This is a genomic window from Microbulbifer sp. ABE4_465 (assembly GCF_056160765.1).
Genome location: NZ_JBSWXV010000001.1, coordinates 470,083 through 485,968, shown reverse-complemented (window position 1 = coordinate 485,968; position 15,886 = coordinate 470,083). Strand labels below are relative to the sequence as shown.

The following is a 15,886-nucleotide window of genomic DNA, read 5'->3' as shown; positions in this document are numbered from 1 at the left end:
GAAATGTCGCTGAAACGTGAATAGACCATCAGGGCCCGGCGACCTAACGTTGAATCAGCTGAACGGAAATACCGGCACCCTGCTATTTGGCACCTAAAGCTAGCTGTTTTCGCCTTAAGTCATAAATGGCTGTATTACACTTTTTATTCCACGGGTATATAAGGAGTTACCTCGGATGAAAAGGATGTTGAAATTTGCACCTCTCTTGGCGCCCTTGGCACTGGCGCTTTCCACCCCTGCCTCTGCGGGCGCCTTCGGCCTGACCGGCCCACAGGACTTTATTGTTCGCGTTGGCGGATACTATATGTCCCCGGGCGATGACGACGTCAGCTTCGTCGATGATACCTACCGGTATTTCGACGCGTTCCGCTCCAACGTCGATCCCGGCTCCGAGTGGGGTTGGTATATGAACCTCGAGTGGAAGCCTGTAGAGCACTGGGGCATCGAGCTGGCCTATATGGACGGCGACAACCATACCAGCAGCCACGCTGACGGCTTTTTCTCGCTGGGTTTCGACAACGTCGAGTTTCGGGATATTGCCAGTTTTGACGCCGACATCAGCACCGCAAGCCTGAAATTCTACCCCCTGGATGAGACCTGCATGGTTCAGCCGTATATCGGTGCTGGCGTTAGCTATACCGACTTCGGCGAAGGCGGCCTAAGCCGTGAAGTGCGCGACGACCTGGCCGACTTCGGCCTGCGCGGCGACTTCGACCTGGGATCTTCCTGGGGTTATACCTGGCAAGTGGGTATGGATTTCAATTTCGGACGCGAGAGCGCATGGCTGGTAAACGTTGCCGCGGTTTATGCACGATCCATGACAGATATGCGCTTGCAGCTGATGGATGACGTACCACCGCCGCCGAATGTAGAGCCGATTTATGAGTCCTATTCCGGGGACTACATCTATGATCCCTGGATGTTTAATCTGTCAGTGGGCTACAAATTTTCCTTCTGACATTTAAGATTCGGTAGATTTTATTGGGCGCTTCGGCGCCCGTTTTTATGGACGGAAATTGTACGTTGGCAATTAATTCCGCAAGGGCCTTTTTCGTGTGAAGCGGTCACTGGCAATTTGGAGACCACACAACTGCAGCGAGCGTGCCGCAATGTCCCAGGAAGACATGTATGGAATACAAAGTTCTGGGCGAAAGTGCCAAACAAATTTTGACTAACCAAAGAAAAGAATAATAATCAGTTATCAGCCAAAGAAACAGATATCGCGTACAGATATTTATCAGAACTACTCCACCCCCTAGCGAATGAAGGACCTATTTGTTTTCTTGTATCTCTCTGACAAAATCTTGGTATAACGTGGACTGTCCCAGAAGCTCTTGACCTGCGGAAATCAATCTATCCACCTCTGTATCACTCAACTTAAAATTCGTACCGATATTATTCAGGTAATTGCGCTCACTGAAGTCTTCTACCTGATCAAAACTAACTTCAACAAAGCGGAACGTAACGGGGCGATCGGGGGTAGAGTTTTCCTGAGCCCAGCGCTCCATAATCTCCCGAGTAAGTAAAACAGTATCCTCACTGAAACGAGAGATCTGATCACCAGTAACGCTTCCAGCCACTTCAAGTAATGGCGGCGAACTCGGAACTCGGGCCCACTCTTGATGTGGATGTGAGTTCGCATTTACAAGCACCAGCAGTATATGACGAGCTTTGAAGTGAGGTAAATATCTAGAAGGTCTAGAAAAATCCGGGGCCAACTCAAGCGTTCGATAATAACTCCGTAAACCCAAATTGTCTGAAATACCGCCATCCACCAAATGTAACCAAGGCTGCTGCTCCCTGTTGAGATACCCTTCAATTTGCCGTGCGACTATTTTTCGAGAAGTAGGCCCCTCTTCTGCCAATGCATCGGAGACCCAGCGAGGCCGCTCAAACCCGCAGCCCCCGGCTAAATTTTGCATCGCGATGGGAGAGAAAATTAACGGAACACCGGACGATGCTGCCACAGCACGAGCGACTGAAAAGCTCCCTACATCTACACAAAATAGGTCAAACATCTCTTGAATAAAGGGAATCCGCACACCTGTACTTAGGTCTGTTGAGTTTATTACCACCCAAGGAGAATCTGGTCGCTGAAGCGCAGACATTTCGGCACCATTAAACAAAATCTTGTCGTAATACTCTGCAGCAAGATCCCCACGCCCATACCTGGAGCTTGCCAATTTTGACCAATTGGATGGGCTCAGCGTCTTTCCGATCAGTGCTCCTTGGACGTCAGCTCGTAGGAACTTCTGCTCGTAGTCAATAAACAGTCGATCGCCATACAGTCCGTAATATGCTGCTGTAAAACTACCTCCGGATACCGAAGATATCATATCGACTTCTTGAAGTAGTGAACGGTAGCCGTACGTTGTGCGGATCTTAGTCTGAGCCAGTTCCGTCATAACTCCGTAAGACAATGCCGCAGCACGAGTACCTCCCCCAGAAAAAGCTAGCAAAACAGCGATATCCGGGGATCGCCCACTTGCCTGCAATTCACGAACTTCCCTATTGCGTTCAGGCGACCATTGCGCTAACGGCTGTACCTGTGGAGGCTTATGGGAACATGCAATGCAAAGTGCCGCCAAAGCCGTCGACATAAAAAAAACTAAGTTTTTCAGCGCATCTTTGGGCCGAACCATTAAACTTTGTAACGCGGACCAGGAAGCTCCACTCATTTCTGCCAAAGTCTGTTCAGAAATCGAACATTCAGTGTGACATGAAATTTCTATTGCATTTTTATTCATGTATTCAGCCCCAAAAAGCATACCCGAATCTACACGAAGATTTTTCAATCGAGTGTTTTTCGCTGAAAATTTAACATCCTGAGATCACTCAAAATGAAAATTTAAACCCTGCTATAGGGCCACTCAGGTCAAGATCATTTAGGACCTTTTGTGCACCGTCAAAATCCCAATCCATATACCGATAGCCGAAGATGAAATCTAAAGTATTGCACCTGTACCCAGCCCCAACAAAGGCTTGCCAGGTGGAATCCGAATCGCCGGCCCCGCCATCCAAATGAAAAGGCAAATACCAACGTGAAGACAGGTTGTATTCGCCGTTGACGCCCACAATAGCATCCCAAACGCTACCAGTATCAGAGATACGTGTACTGATAGATCGCGCCTCCACGGAGACGCGCACATCGATCGACGCGTCTAGCCACAGATATCTTGCACCGCCCAGGATGTTCAGATGCCCTCTTTCACTATCAATCAGAGCGTAGCGCACTGTTGGCGTGCCAATAAAGCCCTTGAGCTTAATATCAGTGTCGCCTTTGATATCAACTTCCCTAGATAGTGGCAGGGTAAGTTGCTTGTCATTTTTTTCCTCCACATTCAGATAGATCATATCCATGGCCAGGGTCAATCTATCCCTACGCGCTCCTATCGCACCCATAAAAGCCATATCCAGGTCATCGAGAAGTTCGCGGAACGAAATATCGATATCGCCGCCATTGGCAGAAGTACCACCAATAGACGCACCAAAAAGGTATACCTCCGCGCCAAACTCCCAATCTTCCGCTCCGGCAGAGGTTTGCGCCATTGCACCGGAGGAGCTCCCTGCAAAAATCGCAATACAGGTAAATAAAGCGCCAATACGAAACCTTACACTATGAAAAAATTTTTCCATGCCGTTGCATTTTCCTTTGAATTCACGAGATAACTATATGTTCGCTTATTGAATTTCACTCAATGGAATAGACCGAGGACGTTATCCCACGCACCTAGAAGCAGGCTCCCGGGGATAGTAAGTATCGCTGCCGGGGAAGGAAGCATGTGAATTATCACGACTTACACGCGACTTTCTGTAGGGAACTATTGCAAGATAGCGGACGTAGCGAATCGTATCGCGACAAATTTTCCATTCTAACGCCAACTGCTTTTGATTCCCGGTCGTTAATTTTTAAACTCATCAAATCACCTCAATCATCGTGCACATAGAGCGGTGACCACATAGCCCCGAAGCCATCCATGTACTAACCTCTTTGTGGGTTTTCAACACAGCATCCGAAGGGATGTGCCTTAAGAAATAGCTATTGGCGCTTCGGCGGCTTTTCGGAGCCGGGTTACGACTGATCCGACTACAGATGAAGAGTCCCGCTCAGTTTTTTGCATCCAAGGCTACCAAGGCAAGAAAGCCTTCGGGCTGAAAACATTACCTTTTTGTGAACTTCACTGGGGCAGTCATGAGACATCAATTTCGCCACCTTTTTACACAGCTATTGACGCTGATCGCATTCTCCACCCTCTCAATCGGGGCGTTTAGCGCTACAGATCCTCTCCCCTCATGGAATGACGGCGCCACAAAAAACGCCATCGTCAAGTTCGTGGATAAGGTTACTGATAAGTCTAACCCTGACTATGTAAGGCCCGAAGACCGAATTGCCACTTTCGATAACGATGGCACCTTGTGGCCTTCACACCCAATGTATACACAACTTGCCTTTGCACTCGACCGCATCAAGGTGCTGGCGCCCAAGCACCCAGAATGGAAAACCAAACAACCTTTCAAAGCGGTCCTCGACAACGACCTGGACGCGCTGACCGCATCCGGCGAAAAAGGCATTGCCGAACTGGTAATGGCATCCCACTCAGGCATGAGTACGGCTGAGTTTGAGCAGGTAGTCACAGATTGGTTCAAAACAGCAAAACACCCGCGCTTCAATCGTCACTATACTGAGCTCGCCTACCAGCCGATGCTTGAACTGCTAGAGTATCTGCGGGCCAACGGGTTCAAAACCTACATTGTCTCCGGCGGAGGTGTCGAATTTATGCGCCCGATGACCGAAGCTGTTTACGGTATCCCTCCGGAGCAAGTGATTGGCTCCAGTATCGAAACAAAATTCGAGATGAAGAACGGGAAGCCAGTACTTATGCGTCTTCCCAAGATCGATTTTATTGACGATAAATCCGGTAAGCCCGTGGGCATCAACAAGTTTATCGGCCGTCGCCCCATCGTCGCCTTTGGAAATTCTGACGGTGATCGTCAGATGCTTGAATGGACTGCAGCCGGTAACGGATCCAGTCTGAGTGGCCTAGTCTTCCACGACGACGACAAACGCGAGTACGCCTATGGTCCCGCTAAAGGGCTACCGGACACAAAGTTCGGCACCTTTTCCGAATCACTGATGAAAGAGGCCAAGAGCAAAGGTTGGGTCGTAATCAGCATCAAGGGAGACTGGAAACGAGTTTTTTCTTTCGATTAAGAGCGTAAAAAAACGATTGAATCGGAAGCCCCTCGTACAGACTGGCTTGAGCGGAAACACTATTGGGAACAAGCTAGCGTTTACTTTCGCGTCGGCAACATTCCTGCGCGGGCTGCAATACGTAATTCATCGTCTAATTTTATGAAGTAGAGATCACAGCCTTTCTATTCATTCAACTTATCTAGGCCCACCAGTTAACTTGCTTCGGCTAAATACTTTGAGGGGCTATGAGAAATTTACTTACACTACAGGGATCAACAATGCGTTATTTATACCCAGTATTGTTATTGTCAGCTGCTTTGGCAGCGTGTGACGGCAACAACTCCGCTGGAGTCTGGAAGCAGGCCAGTGCGGCAAATAATACAGCGAGTCTCGCTCGAGGTGCCGAAACACAAGTCACGCGGCCGTCACCGCAACAGCAAGCAGATTCCCAAGTAGCTGCTCAGCCCACCACGACCCCAGCGAAAATAGCCGGCAGTAAGCCGAACATCCTGCTGATCGTATCCGACGACACTGGTGTGGGCGATCTGGGGCCTTACGGAGGGGGTGAGGGGCGCGGTATGCCCACGCCCAATATCAACCGAATGGCCGCCGATGGCATGAGTTTCTTCTCGTTCTACGCGCAGCCCAGTTGTACACCAGGTCGGGCTGCGATTCAGACCGGACGCATTCCCAATCGCAGTGGTATGACCACCGTGGCGTTCCAGGGCCAGGGTGGCGGACTGCCCAAAGCCGAGTGGACATTGGGGTCGGTACTAAAAAAGGCGGGCTACAAAACCTACTTTACCGGCAAATGGCACTTAGGCGAGTCGGACTACGCTCTACCCAATGCCCAGGGTTACGACGTGATGAAGCACGCCTTCCTTTATCATGCTAACGCCTACACCTATGGCGACCCCACCTGGTTCCCAGACATGGACCCCAAACTTCGCGCCATGTTCGAGAAAGTAACCAAAGGTTCAATGTCTGGTAACGCGGGCGAGAAAGCGAAAGAGGATTGGAAAGTCAACGGTCAGTATGTGAACACACCACAGAAAGGTGTAGTTGGCTTGCCCTTCGTCGATGAATATGTCGAAAAAGCGGGGCTGAGTTTTCTCGAGGAAGCTGCGAAAAATCCCGACCAGCCTTTCTTTATCAGTATTAATTTCATGAAGAACCACCAGCCCAACATGCCGGCGCCAGAGTTCAAGCACAAGTCGATGTCCAAATCGAAGTATGCCGACGCGGTGGTGGAATTGGACACGCGTATAGGCCATGTAATGGACAAGTTGCGCGAGCTGGGTCTGGACAAGAAAACCCTGGTTTTCTACACGGTGGACAACGGCGCCTGGCAGGATGTCTATCCCGATTCTGGTTACACCCCCTTCCGCGGCACCAAAGGCACAGTACGTGAGGGCGGAAATCGGGTTCCGGCCATTGCCGTGTGGCCAGGAACGATCCCAGCTGGCGTGCATAACCACGATATTCTCGGCGGCCTAGATTTGATGGCCACATTTGCCACCCTCGCCGGGGAAACCCTTCCCAAGAAGGATCGCGAAGGTCAGCCAATCTACTTCGACAGTTACGACATGTCCCCAGTGCTCGCGGGCTCCGGAAAAAGCGAACGCACTTCCTGGTTCTATTTTACAGAGAATGAACTTTCTCCCGGTGCTGCCCGTGTCGGAAACTACAAAGCCGTTTTCAACCTGCGCGGTGACGATGGCGCCCCTACTGGCGGCCTCTCGGTTGATACCAATCTAGGCTGGAAAGGTGGATCAAAGTATGCCGCAACTGTGCCGCAGGTATTCGATCTTTGGCAGGACCCTCAGGAACGGTATGACCTGTTTATGAACAACTTCACCGAGCGCACCTGGACTCTTGTCACGATTAATGAATCGATTAAAAAGCTGATGAAAACCTACGTCGAGTATCCGCCACGCAAACCACAAAGCGAAACGTATACTGGCCCAATCACGCTCAGTGATTATCAGCGATTGAAGCATGTGCGAGAGGCACTAGAGAAAGAAGGTATTAGCCTGCCAATGCCAACAGGTAACTAGTCCGCGTGGCGACGACGATATGTCGAGCCGGTGACTAAAAGTCACAAAATTCCTTGCATTACGGTGAAGCTGTCTACATTTGTATTGCAGTGTAAAGCGGGGTCTGGAAAACCCGGTTTCCTATGACAGGTAACCGGGTTTTCTTGTATCTAGCCAGCAATGTCTCTTGGGTATCGGCAGCCGCAAACCATTGTGTGGCCTGACACACAATGCCGCTAAAAGTAGTCGTTTGGCACCCGCACCCCCCCCTCCATCAGAACCCGCGCGCTGCGGCTCATGATGGCCTTGGTTGCACTCCACTGCCCATTCGCTACTTCCGCTTCCGCACCGACACGCAAGGTGCCAGATGGATGCCCGAATGTGACGGCGTTGCGCTCGCCTGCCCCGGCGGCTTCATTGACCAGGGTACCGGGGATTGCAGCCGCGGTGCCGATGGCGACGGCGGCGGTGCCCATCATGGCGTGGTGCAGTTTGCCCATGGACAGTGCGCGCACCAGCAGGTCGATATCACCTGCGTCCACTTGCTTACCACTGGAGGCCACATAATCCTTCGGTGCCGCGACGTACGCGACCTTGGGAGTATGCTGGCGAGCGGCTGCCTCTTCCACGTTTTCTATCAGGCCCATCGCCTTCGCACCATAGGCACGAATAGTCTCGAACATGGCCAGTGCCTTGTCGTCACCGTTGATGGCTTCCTGCAGTTCGGTGCCGGTGTAACCGATATCCACTGCATTGACGAAGATCGTGGGGATACCGGCGTTGATCATGGTGGCTTTTAAGGTACCAACGCCAGGCACCTCTAAATCGTCCACCAGGTTGCCGGTGGGGAACATGGCCCCTTCCCCATCCGCCGGGTCCATGAATTCGATCTGTACTTCGGCCGCCGGGAAGGTGACGCCGTCCAGTTCGAAATCACCGGTTTCCTGTACTTCACCATTGGTGATCGGCACGTGGGCGATGATGGTCTTCTTGATGTTGGCCTGCCAGATGCGCACGGTGCAGATACCGTTTTCCGGAACGCGCTCGGCATCGACGAAGCCGCTGTTGATGGCGAAGGCGCCCACGGCGGCGGTTAGGTTGCCGCAGTTGCCGGACCAGTCCACGAAGGGTTTGTCGATGGCGACCTGGCCGAACAGGTAATCGACGTCGTGGTTGGGCTGCTCGCTCTTCGACAAGATGACGGTTTTGCTGGTGCTGGAGGTGGCGCCTCCCATGCCGTCGGTTTGTTTGCCGTAGGGGTCGGGGCTACCGATTACACGGAGTAGCAGATTGTCTCTTGCTTGGCCTGGGGTTTGGGCTCGCTCCGGGAGGTCTTGTAGGCGGAAGAAGACGCCTTTGCTGGTGCCGCCGCGCATGTAGGTGGCCGGGACCCGGATTTGTGGGGGGAAGTTTTGGGGGGCGGAGGTCATTGATGAGTCTCGCGGTTGTTTGGCGGATGCGCTTCGCTTATCCGCCCTACGGGTTGGTTCTTTCGTCATGCCGGGACCGGTTCGGGAGTCAGTGCTTCGGTTCTCTGGATGCCGGATCGGGTCCGGCATGACGATTTAAGCGGGTTTAGGCGTTGGCTTCGGCTTCTAGGAAGTCGTTGGCGAAGCGTTGTAGTACCCCGCCGGCGTCGTAGATGGAGACTTCTTCGGCGGTATCCAGGCGGCATTTCACCGGTACTTCTATGGTTTCGCCGTCTTTGCGGTGAATTAGAAGCGTTAGGGTTGTGCCTGGGGTGCGGTCGCCTAGTACGTCGTAGGTTTCTGTTCCGTCCAATCCCAAAGTTTCGCGGGTGGTGCCGGGCTGGAATTCCAGGGGCAGTACGCCCATGCCGATCAGGTTGGTGCGGTGAATGCGCTCGAAGCCTTCGGCCACGATGGCTTCCACACCGGCGAGGCGCACGCCCTTCGCCGCCCAGTCGCGGGAGGAGCCCTGACCGTAGTCGGCGCCGGCCACAATGATCAGCGGCTGCTTGCGCTCCATGTAGGTTTCGATGGCTTCCCACATGCGGGTGACTTTGCCTTCCGGCTCGATGCGCGCAAGAGAGCCCTGCTTCACTGCACCGCTTTCGTCACGCACCATTTCGTTCAACAGTTTCGGGTTGGCGAAGGTGGCGCGCTGGGCGGTGAGGTGATCGCCGCGATGGGTGGCGTAGGAATTGAAGTCCTCTTCCGGCAGGCCCATTTTCGCCAGGTATTCACCGGCAGCACTGCTGGCGAGGATGGCGTTGGACGGCGACAGGTGGTCGGTGGTGATGTTGTCACCGAGTACTGCCAGCGGGCGCATGCCTTTCAACGTGCGCTCACCAGCGAGTGCGCCTTCCCAGTATGGTGGGCGGCGGATATAGGTGCTTTGCGGGCGCCAGTGGTACAGCGGCTCGCCCTTCTCTGCTTCCGCTTTGTTGAGGTCAAACATCGGGATGTAGACCTCGCGGAACTGCTCGGGCTTCACGCTCTGTTTGACGATCGCGTCGATCTCTTCGTCGCTCGGCCAGATATCTTTCAGGGTCACCGGGTTGCCGTCTTTGTCTTGGCCCAGTACATCTTTTTCGATATCGAAGCGGATGGTGCCGGCGATGGCGTAGGCAACGACCAAGGGCGGTGAAGCCAGGAAGGCCTGCTTGGCGTAGGGGTGAATACGGCCGTCGAAGTTGCGGTTGCCGGACAGTACGGCGGTGGCGTAGAGGTCGCGGTCGATGACTTCTTTCTGGATTTTCGGGTCCAGTGCGCCGCTCATGCCGTTACAGGTGGTGCAGGCAAACGCGACCACGTCGAAGCCCTGTTGCTGCAGTTCCGGCAGCAGGTCGGCTTCTTCCAGGTACATTTTTACGGTCTTGGAGCCCGGTGCCAGGGAGGTTTTTACCCAGGGCTTGCGGGTCAGCCCGAGTTTGTTGGCGTTGCGCGCGATCAGGCCCGCGGCAATCATATTGCGCGGGTTGCTAGTGTTGGTACAGCTGGTGATCGCGGCGATGATTACCGCACCGTCTGGCATCAGGCCCTCTTCTTCCTTCCACTCTTTGGCAATACCGCGATTCGCCAGTTCGGAGACCGGCAGCAGTGCGTGCGGGTTGGAGGGGCCGGCGAGGTTGCGGCCTACAGCAGAAAGGTCGAACTTGAGTACGCGCTCGTATTCCGCATTCTTCAGGCAATCTGCCCACAGGCCGGTTTCTTTGGCGAACTTCTCTACCAGTGCTACCTGCTCGTCGTCGCGGCCGGTGAGCTTCAGGTAGTCGATGGTCTGCTCGTCGATGGCGAACATGCCGGCGGTGGCGCCGTATTCCGGCGTCATGTTGGCGATGGTGGCGCGGTCGCCCAGGCTCAGGCTGGAGGCGCCTTCGCCGAAGAATTCGAGATACGCACCGACCACGCGCTCGCGGCGCAGGAACTCGGTCAGGGCCAGTACCATGTCGGTACCGGTGATGCCCGGCTGCAGTTTGCCAGTCAGCTCGACGCCGACGATGTCGGGCAGGCGCATGTAGGAGGCACGGCCGAGCATCACGCTTTCAGCTTCCAGGCCACCCACGCCCACGGAGATTACGCCGAGCGCATCCACCATCGGGGTGTGGCTGTCGGTACCGACGCAGGTATCCGGAAAGGCGACGCCATCTTTTTGCTGCACTACCGGAGACATTTTCTCCAGGTTGATCTGGTGCATGATGCCGTTACCGGGTGGGATGACGTCGACATTTTCAAACGCGGTTTTGGTCCAGTTGATGAAGTGGAAGCGGTCTTCGTTGCGGCGCTCTTCCACGGCGCGGTTCTTTTCGAACGCGTCTTTTTCAAAACCGGGGTGTTCGACGGCCAGGGAGTGGTCGACGATCAACTGGGTGGGCACGACCGGGTTTACTTTGGCGGGGTCACCGCCCTTTTCGGCGATGGCGTCGCGCAGGCCGGCGAGGTCCACCAGTGCGGTCTGGCCGAGAATATCGTGGCAGACGACGCGCGCGGGGAACCAGGGGAAGTCGAGGTCGCGTTTGCGCTCGATGATTTGTTTCAGGGCTGCGGTGAGGTTTTCGGGTTCGCAGCGGCGTACCAGGTTCTCCGCGAGGATGCGGGATGTGTACGGGAGTTTTTCGTAGCTGCCCGGCTGGATTTTTTCGACGGCTTCGCGGGTGTCGAAATAATCGAGATCTGTGCCGGGGAGTTTTTTGCGGTATTCGGTGTTCATCGTATATCACCCGTTCGGGTTGATTGGTGCTTGATGTTCTTTACCAGTCATCCCGGACTTGATCCGGGATCCAGTGCCCGCGGGTGGTTTGGGGGACTGGATTCCGGCCTTCGCCGGAATGACAGGAAGGCCGGAATGATGGGCATTTCTTTCGTCATCCCGGACTTGGTCCGGGATCCAGTGCCCGCGGGTGGTTTGGGGGAGCTGGATTCCGGCATTCGCCGGAATGACGATTTAGAAAGCAATTAGCGCTCGGCGATCGGGGTTACCTTGCGCAGGTCCGGGCCGGTGTATTCCGCGCTTGGGCGGATGATGCGGTTGTCGGCGCGCTGTTCGAATACGTGGGCGGCCCAGCCGGTTACGCGGCTCATCACGAAGATCGGCGTAAACAGTTTGGTGGGAATCCCCATGAAGTGGTACGCGGAGGCGTGGAAGAAGTCGGCATTACAGAACAGCTTCTTCTCGCGCCACATAACTTCTTCGCAGCGTACGGATACCGGGTACAGCACGTCGTCGCCCACGTCCGCGGCCAGTTTTTCGGACCACTGTTTGATGATGGCGTTGCGCGGGTCGGATTCGGTGTAGACCGCGTGGCCGAAGCCCATGATTTTTTCTTTGCGCTCGAGCATGCCCAGCAGTTCTTTTTCTGCTTCGTCGGCAGAAGAGAAACGCTCGATCAGTTCCATCGCGGCTTCGTTGGCGCCGCCGTGCAGCGGGCCGCGCAGGGAGCCGATGGCGCCGGTGATGCAGCTGAACAGGTCAGACAGGGTGGAGGCACACACGCGCGCGGTGAAGGTTGAGGCGTTGAACTCGTGCTCTGCGTACAGGATCAGGGAGACGTTCATGACCTGCTCGTGTAGTGCGTTGGGCTTTTCGCCGCGCAGCATGTGCAGGAAGTGGCCGCCGATGGAGTCGTCATCGGTTTCGGTTTCAATGCGCACGCCGTCGTGGCTGTAGCGATACCAGTAACAGATGATGGACGGGAATGCAGCCAGCAGGCGGTTGGCGCGGTCCTGTTGCTGGTCGAAAGACTCTTCGCCTTCAAGGTTGCCGAGCATGGAGCAGCCGGTGCGCATGACGTCCATCGGGTGTGCGTCGGCGGGGATACGCTCAAGCACTTCGCGCAGCGCTACAGGCAGACCACGCATGGTTTTGAGGATGCCTTTGTAGTCCGCCAGCTGGGCTGCGGTGGGCAGTTCGCCGTTGAAGATCAGGTAGGCGACTTCTTCGAACTCGCAGTTTTCTGCCAGGTCTTTTACGTCGTAGCCGCAGTAGGTCAGGCCGGAGCCGGATACGCCTACGGTGGAAAGTGCGGTTTTACCAGCGACCTGGCCACGCAGGCCTGCTCCGCCAACTTTTTTCTCTGCCATCTCTAATTCCCCTATCAGTTTGAGTCTTTTGCTTCGTCATGCCGGCGTATGCCGGTATCCAGTTGGGTGCCTGTCGACAAGCTCTGACTGGATCCCGGGTCAAGCCCGGGATGACGCTGGGTATGTTGTTCGTCATGCCGGACTTGATCCGGCATCCAGTTTGGTGGCTTTTATCTGCCTCCGCTCTGGATCCCGGCATGCGCCGGGATGACGGTGGGTGGATCGATTACTTTTTAAAGAGTGCGTCGAGCTTGTCTTCAAACTCGTGGTAGTTCAGGTAGTCATACAGTTCTGCACGGGTCTGCATGGTGTCGACAACCGCCTGCTGGTCGCCGTTTTGCAGGATGCTGCTGTAGACGTTTTCCGCGGCTTTATTCATGGCGCGGAAGGCGGACAGTGGGTAGAGGACCATGTCGGCGCCGGACTCGCCCAGCTCGGCTTTGTTGTACAGCTTGGTTTTACCAAATTCGGTGATGTTGGCGAGGATCGGGACGTTCAATGCGTCTTTAAAGGCGCGGTAGTGTTCGAGTTCGGTCACGGCTTCGGCGAAGATGCCATCGGCGCCGGCTTCGATGCAGGCCTGGGCGCGCTCAATGGCGGCTTCCAGACCTTCCTGTGCGAAGGAATCGGTACGGGCCATGATGAAGAAGTCGTCGTCATCGCGGGCGTCGACTGCGGCCTTGATGCGGTCGACCATTTCTTCTTTGGAGACGATCTCTTTGTTCGGGCGGTGGCCGCAGCGCTTCTGGGCTACCTGGTCTTCAATGTGTACCGCAGCGGCGCCGGCGCGGATCATTTCTTTGATGGTGCGTGCGATATTGAATGCACCGCCCCAGCCGGTGTCGATATCTACCAGCAGCGGCAGGTTGGTAGCGGCGGTGATGCGGCGTACGTCTTCCAGCACGTTATCCAGACTGGTCATGCCCAGGTCCGGCAGACCATAGGAGGCATTGGCCACACCGGCGCCTGACAGGTAGATGGCCTGGTGACCGATGCGCTCGGCCATGATGGCGGTGTAAGCGTTGATGGTGCCGACGACCTGCAGCGGCTGGTTGTCTTTCAGTGCCTGGTGGAAGCGTGCGCCGGCGGATTCTGGTCTACTCATAACTGCCTCGTCTCTCATTGATTCTGATTAATTCGTTAGCTCTGCTTGGAAAGCTTGTTTTCAATATTGCTGCGCGATGCGCGGATATGGCGACGCATCAAGATTTCTGCCAGTTCGCCATCTCCTGCTTCGATAGCTTCAATAATGTGGCTGTGTTCGCGGAAGGCGCGGTGCGCGCGCGGGCTGGCCATGCCGAGCTGGTAGCGGTACATGCGCACGCGGTAATAGAGTTTGTTGCACAGGGTGTCGATCAGCAGGTCGTTGTGGGAGGCCTGTACGATGCGGAAGTGGAAGTCGAAGTCCCCTTCCGGCTGGTAGTAGGCGGTGCCCTTCCTCAGTTCTTCCTGTTGCTCGTGGCGGTTCAGCATCTGGCGCAGTTCCACCAGGTCTTCTTCGCTGCGGTTCTCAGCGGCGAGGCGGCAGGCCATACCTTCCAGCGCCTCGCGCACGTCGTAGATTTCCAGCAGGCCGCGCTCGGTGAGTTCGACCACCCGTGCGCCCACATTGACCTTGCGCTCGATCAGGCTGAGGGATTCCAGGCGCATCAGGGCTTCGCGCAGGCTGCCGCGGCTGGCGTCGAAGCGACGGGCCAGTTCCGGCTCGCTGATCTTGGTGCCTGAAGCGATACGTCCTTCGACGATATCTTTGCGTAGAGACAGGAACAGACGGTCCGCCAGGCTCTGGGTCCCGCGGGCGGGCTTACCGGTAGAAACCGAGGGTGTATCCGCATCTGGCGCGGCGGCCGCGGCTTCAGGCATGTCGCTCAAATGGTACTTGGCGGATTCCATCGTCTTCGCTATCCCGATTCTCTTGCTGGATGTGCCGCTACAAGATTGTCGACACTTTTTAGTTTGAATCAGGATATTTGCCCAACTTTTCCGCGTCAACTGCAAATTGTGTCAACATTTTATCATTTAGCGACTGACTCACAGGTCACGAATTTCAGGGCTGAACTTGCTGTCATTGAGGAGGGATCTGGAGGGATCGGAGCGGAACCGGGGTACTTCTCGCGGTTCCGGCCGGGAATGGTAGTCTTGAAATAGCGATATGGGCATAATAGCGCCCGCGCCGGCCAAGCCCGTGCCAGCGGAATCTATGCTGAACACTCTATCCTTATAAGTGTCGGCAATTGAACACCAATTCCGCCGTTTATGTAGTACCGGTAACCCGACCGGACCCAATTTCGAGAGTACCGAGCAGAACATCATCATGCCTAAGAGTATTATCAGGCGCTGGCTGCCAACTCCCGAACAGGTGCGCGCCAACAACGGCCTGAAGTTCCTTGGCACCCTGCTGCACGACCCCAACCTGTTCCACCTGAACCGCCACTCGGTGTCGGTGGCCTTTGCCGTGGGGATCTTCACCAGCTTCCTCCCCCTCCCCGGCCAGATGCTGATCGCCGCACTGCTGGCGCTGTGGTTCCGCTGCAATCTGCCTCTGTCGATGGCTCTGGTATGGGTCAGCAACCCAGTCACCATGCCGGCGATTTTCTATAGTGCTTACAAACTTGGCACATGGATACTCGGCACCCCACCCATGCAATTCAAGATCGAATTGTCCTGGGAATGGCTCACCGAAGAAGTCGGCCGTATCTGGTTGCCGCTGTTTTCCGGCTCACTGATTTTCGCCATCTTTTTTGCCACTGCCGCATATTTTTCGATGCAGGCCATTTGGCGCTGGCAGGTGGTGAAGCGTTGGAAGGCGCGCCTCGCTCAACGCAAATCCCAGCTCGATCAAAGCTGAAAAACGTTCACAGATTTACTCTCGCATTCCCGGCCGGTGTCACTCTTTGTTTTTCTTTTTTCCCATCTTTCCCCGCCAACTCCCCTACTTCTGACTTGTTTCCATTAAATATTCACCGCCATTTAAACAGGATTTTCTGCGGAAAAAGTACCGTGATTTTGACGCAGTTCTCGAAAAACCCGAACTGGTCAACCAATTAATTCAAATTCTCGGGATTTTAATTGACGAACGATTTTTCGTTTCAGTAATGTAAATATCGATCAGG

At 54.8% G+C, this 15,886-nt stretch carries 11 protein-coding genes; 4 read left to right on the top strand and 7 right to left on the bottom strand.

Translation table 11 applies throughout. The annotated features are described in order from the left end of the window. The first annotated feature begins 184 nt into the window (after positions 1-184). Positions 185-958, top strand: a complete 774-nt coding sequence (locus ACXAG1_RS01925; protein WP_475093112.1) for an OmpW/AlkL family protein — start codon at positions 185-187, stop codon at positions 956-958. Positions 959-1,271: 313 nt separating this feature from the next. On the opposite strand, the gene ACXAG1_RS01920 is transcribed toward ACXAG1_RS01925, so the two are convergent. Together ACXAG1_RS01920 and ACXAG1_RS01915 are read right to left on the bottom strand one after the other, a co-directional pair. Continuing rightward, complete coding sequence (locus tag ACXAG1_RS01920) at positions 1,272-2,795, bottom strand: patatin-like phospholipase family protein (RefSeq protein WP_475118774.1); 1,524 nt, start codon at positions 2,793-2,795, stop codon at positions 1,272-1,274. A gap of 40 nt (positions 2,796-2,835) precedes the next feature. Beyond that, positions 2,836-3,636, bottom strand: coding sequence for a hypothetical protein (locus tag ACXAG1_RS01915; RefSeq protein WP_475118773.1), 801 nt, complete (start codon positions 3,634-3,636; stop codon positions 2,836-2,838). Positions 3,637-4,192: 556 nt separating this feature from the next. Between ACXAG1_RS01915 and ACXAG1_RS01910 the strand changes: the two genes are divergently transcribed. Both ACXAG1_RS01910 and ACXAG1_RS01905 read left to right on the top strand, forming a co-directional pair. Continuing rightward, on the top strand, positions 4,193-5,212 hold the full coding sequence (locus tag ACXAG1_RS01910; protein WP_475093115.1) for an HAD family hydrolase: 1,020 nt from the start codon (positions 4,193-4,195) through the stop codon (positions 5,210-5,212). 260 nt (positions 5,213-5,472) lie between these two features. Beyond that, entirely contained in the window at positions 5,473-7,251 is a 1,779-nt protein-coding gene (locus ACXAG1_RS01905) for an arylsulfatase (RefSeq protein ID WP_475093116.1), read from the top strand. Between the two features lie 215 nt (positions 7,252-7,466). Here the strand turns inward: ACXAG1_RS01905 and prpF are convergent, their stop codons facing one another. The 5 genes from prpF to ACXAG1_RS01880 all read right to left on the bottom strand — a co-directional run bounded on the left by prpF (position 7,467) and on the right by ACXAG1_RS01880 (position 14,666). Further along, complete coding sequence (gene prpF, locus ACXAG1_RS01900; protein WP_475118772.1) at positions 7,467-8,660, bottom strand: 2-methylaconitate cis-trans isomerase PrpF; 1,194 nt, start codon at positions 8,658-8,660, stop codon at positions 7,467-7,469. 145 nt (positions 8,661-8,805) lie between these two features. Beyond that, the gene (gene acnD, locus ACXAG1_RS01895) at positions 8,806-11,403 is read right to left on the bottom strand and encodes a Fe/S-dependent 2-methylisocitrate dehydratase AcnD (protein WP_475118771.1); all 2,598 of its coding nucleotides are present in this window, start codon (positions 11,401-11,403) and stop codon (positions 8,806-8,808) included. 245 nt (positions 11,404-11,648) lie between these two features. Continuing rightward, entirely contained in the window at positions 11,649-12,773 is a 1,125-nt protein-coding gene (prpC, locus tag ACXAG1_RS01890) for a bifunctional 2-methylcitrate synthase/citrate synthase (protein ID WP_475118770.1), read from the bottom strand. Positions 12,774-12,999: 226 nt separating this feature from the next. Further along, positions 13,000-13,878: a methylisocitrate lyase gene (gene prpB / locus ACXAG1_RS01885; protein WP_475118769.1), complete on the bottom strand. Its 879-nt coding sequence runs from the start codon at positions 13,876-13,878 to the stop codon at positions 13,000-13,002. Positions 13,879-13,913: 35 nt separating this feature from the next. Beyond that, positions 13,914-14,666 (bottom strand): GntR family transcriptional regulator, encoded by a 753-nt coding sequence (locus tag ACXAG1_RS01880; protein WP_475118768.1) that lies wholly within the window; start codon positions 14,664-14,666, stop codon positions 13,914-13,916. 421 nt (positions 14,667-15,087) lie between these two features. Here ACXAG1_RS01880 and ACXAG1_RS01875 point away from each other — a divergent pair, with 421 nt between their 5' ends. After that, positions 15,088-15,621: a DUF2062 domain-containing protein gene (locus tag ACXAG1_RS01875; protein WP_475118767.1), complete on the top strand. Its 534-nt coding sequence runs from the start codon at positions 15,088-15,090 to the stop codon at positions 15,619-15,621. Positions 15,622-15,886: the final 265 nt, after the last annotated feature.

What these genes read in the sequence shown, in the direction of transcription:
- ACXAG1_RS01925 (WP_475093112.1), top strand. Translation starts at nt 185, where the DNA reads ATGTTGAAATTTGCACCTCTCTTGGCGCCCTTGGCACTGGCGCTTTCC.
- ACXAG1_RS01915 (WP_475118773.1), bottom strand. Translation starts at nt 3,636, where the DNA reads ATGGAAAAATTTTTTCATAGTGTAAGGTTTCGTATTGGCGCTTTATTT.
- ACXAG1_RS01910 (WP_475093115.1), top strand. Translation starts at nt 4,193, where the DNA reads ATGAGACATCAATTTCGCCACCTTTTTACACAGCTATTGACGCTGATC.
- ACXAG1_RS01905 (WP_475093116.1), top strand. Translation starts at nt 5,473, where the DNA reads ATGCGTTATTTATACCCAGTATTGTTATTGTCAGCTGCTTTGGCAGCG.
- prpF (WP_475118772.1), bottom strand. Translation starts at nt 8,660, where the DNA reads ATGACCTCCGCCCCCCAAAACTTCCCCCCACAAATCCGGGTCCCGGCC.
- acnD (WP_475118771.1), bottom strand. Translation starts at nt 11,403, where the DNA reads ATGAACACCGAATACCGCAAAAAACTCCCCGGCACAGATCTCGATTAT.
- prpC (WP_475118770.1), bottom strand. Translation starts at nt 12,773, where the DNA reads ATGGCAGAGAAAAAAGTTGGCGGAGCAGGCCTGCGTGGCCAGGTCGCT.
- prpB (WP_475118769.1), bottom strand. Translation starts at nt 13,878, where the DNA reads ATGAGTAGACCAGAATCCGCCGGCGCACGCTTCCACCAGGCACTGAAA.
- ACXAG1_RS01880 (WP_475118768.1), bottom strand. Translation starts at nt 14,666, where the DNA reads ATGGAATCCGCCAAGTACCATTTGAGCGACATGCCTGAAGCCGCGGCC.
- ACXAG1_RS01875 (WP_475118767.1), top strand. Translation starts at nt 15,088, where the DNA reads ATGCCTAAGAGTATTATCAGGCGCTGGCTGCCAACTCCCGAACAGGTG.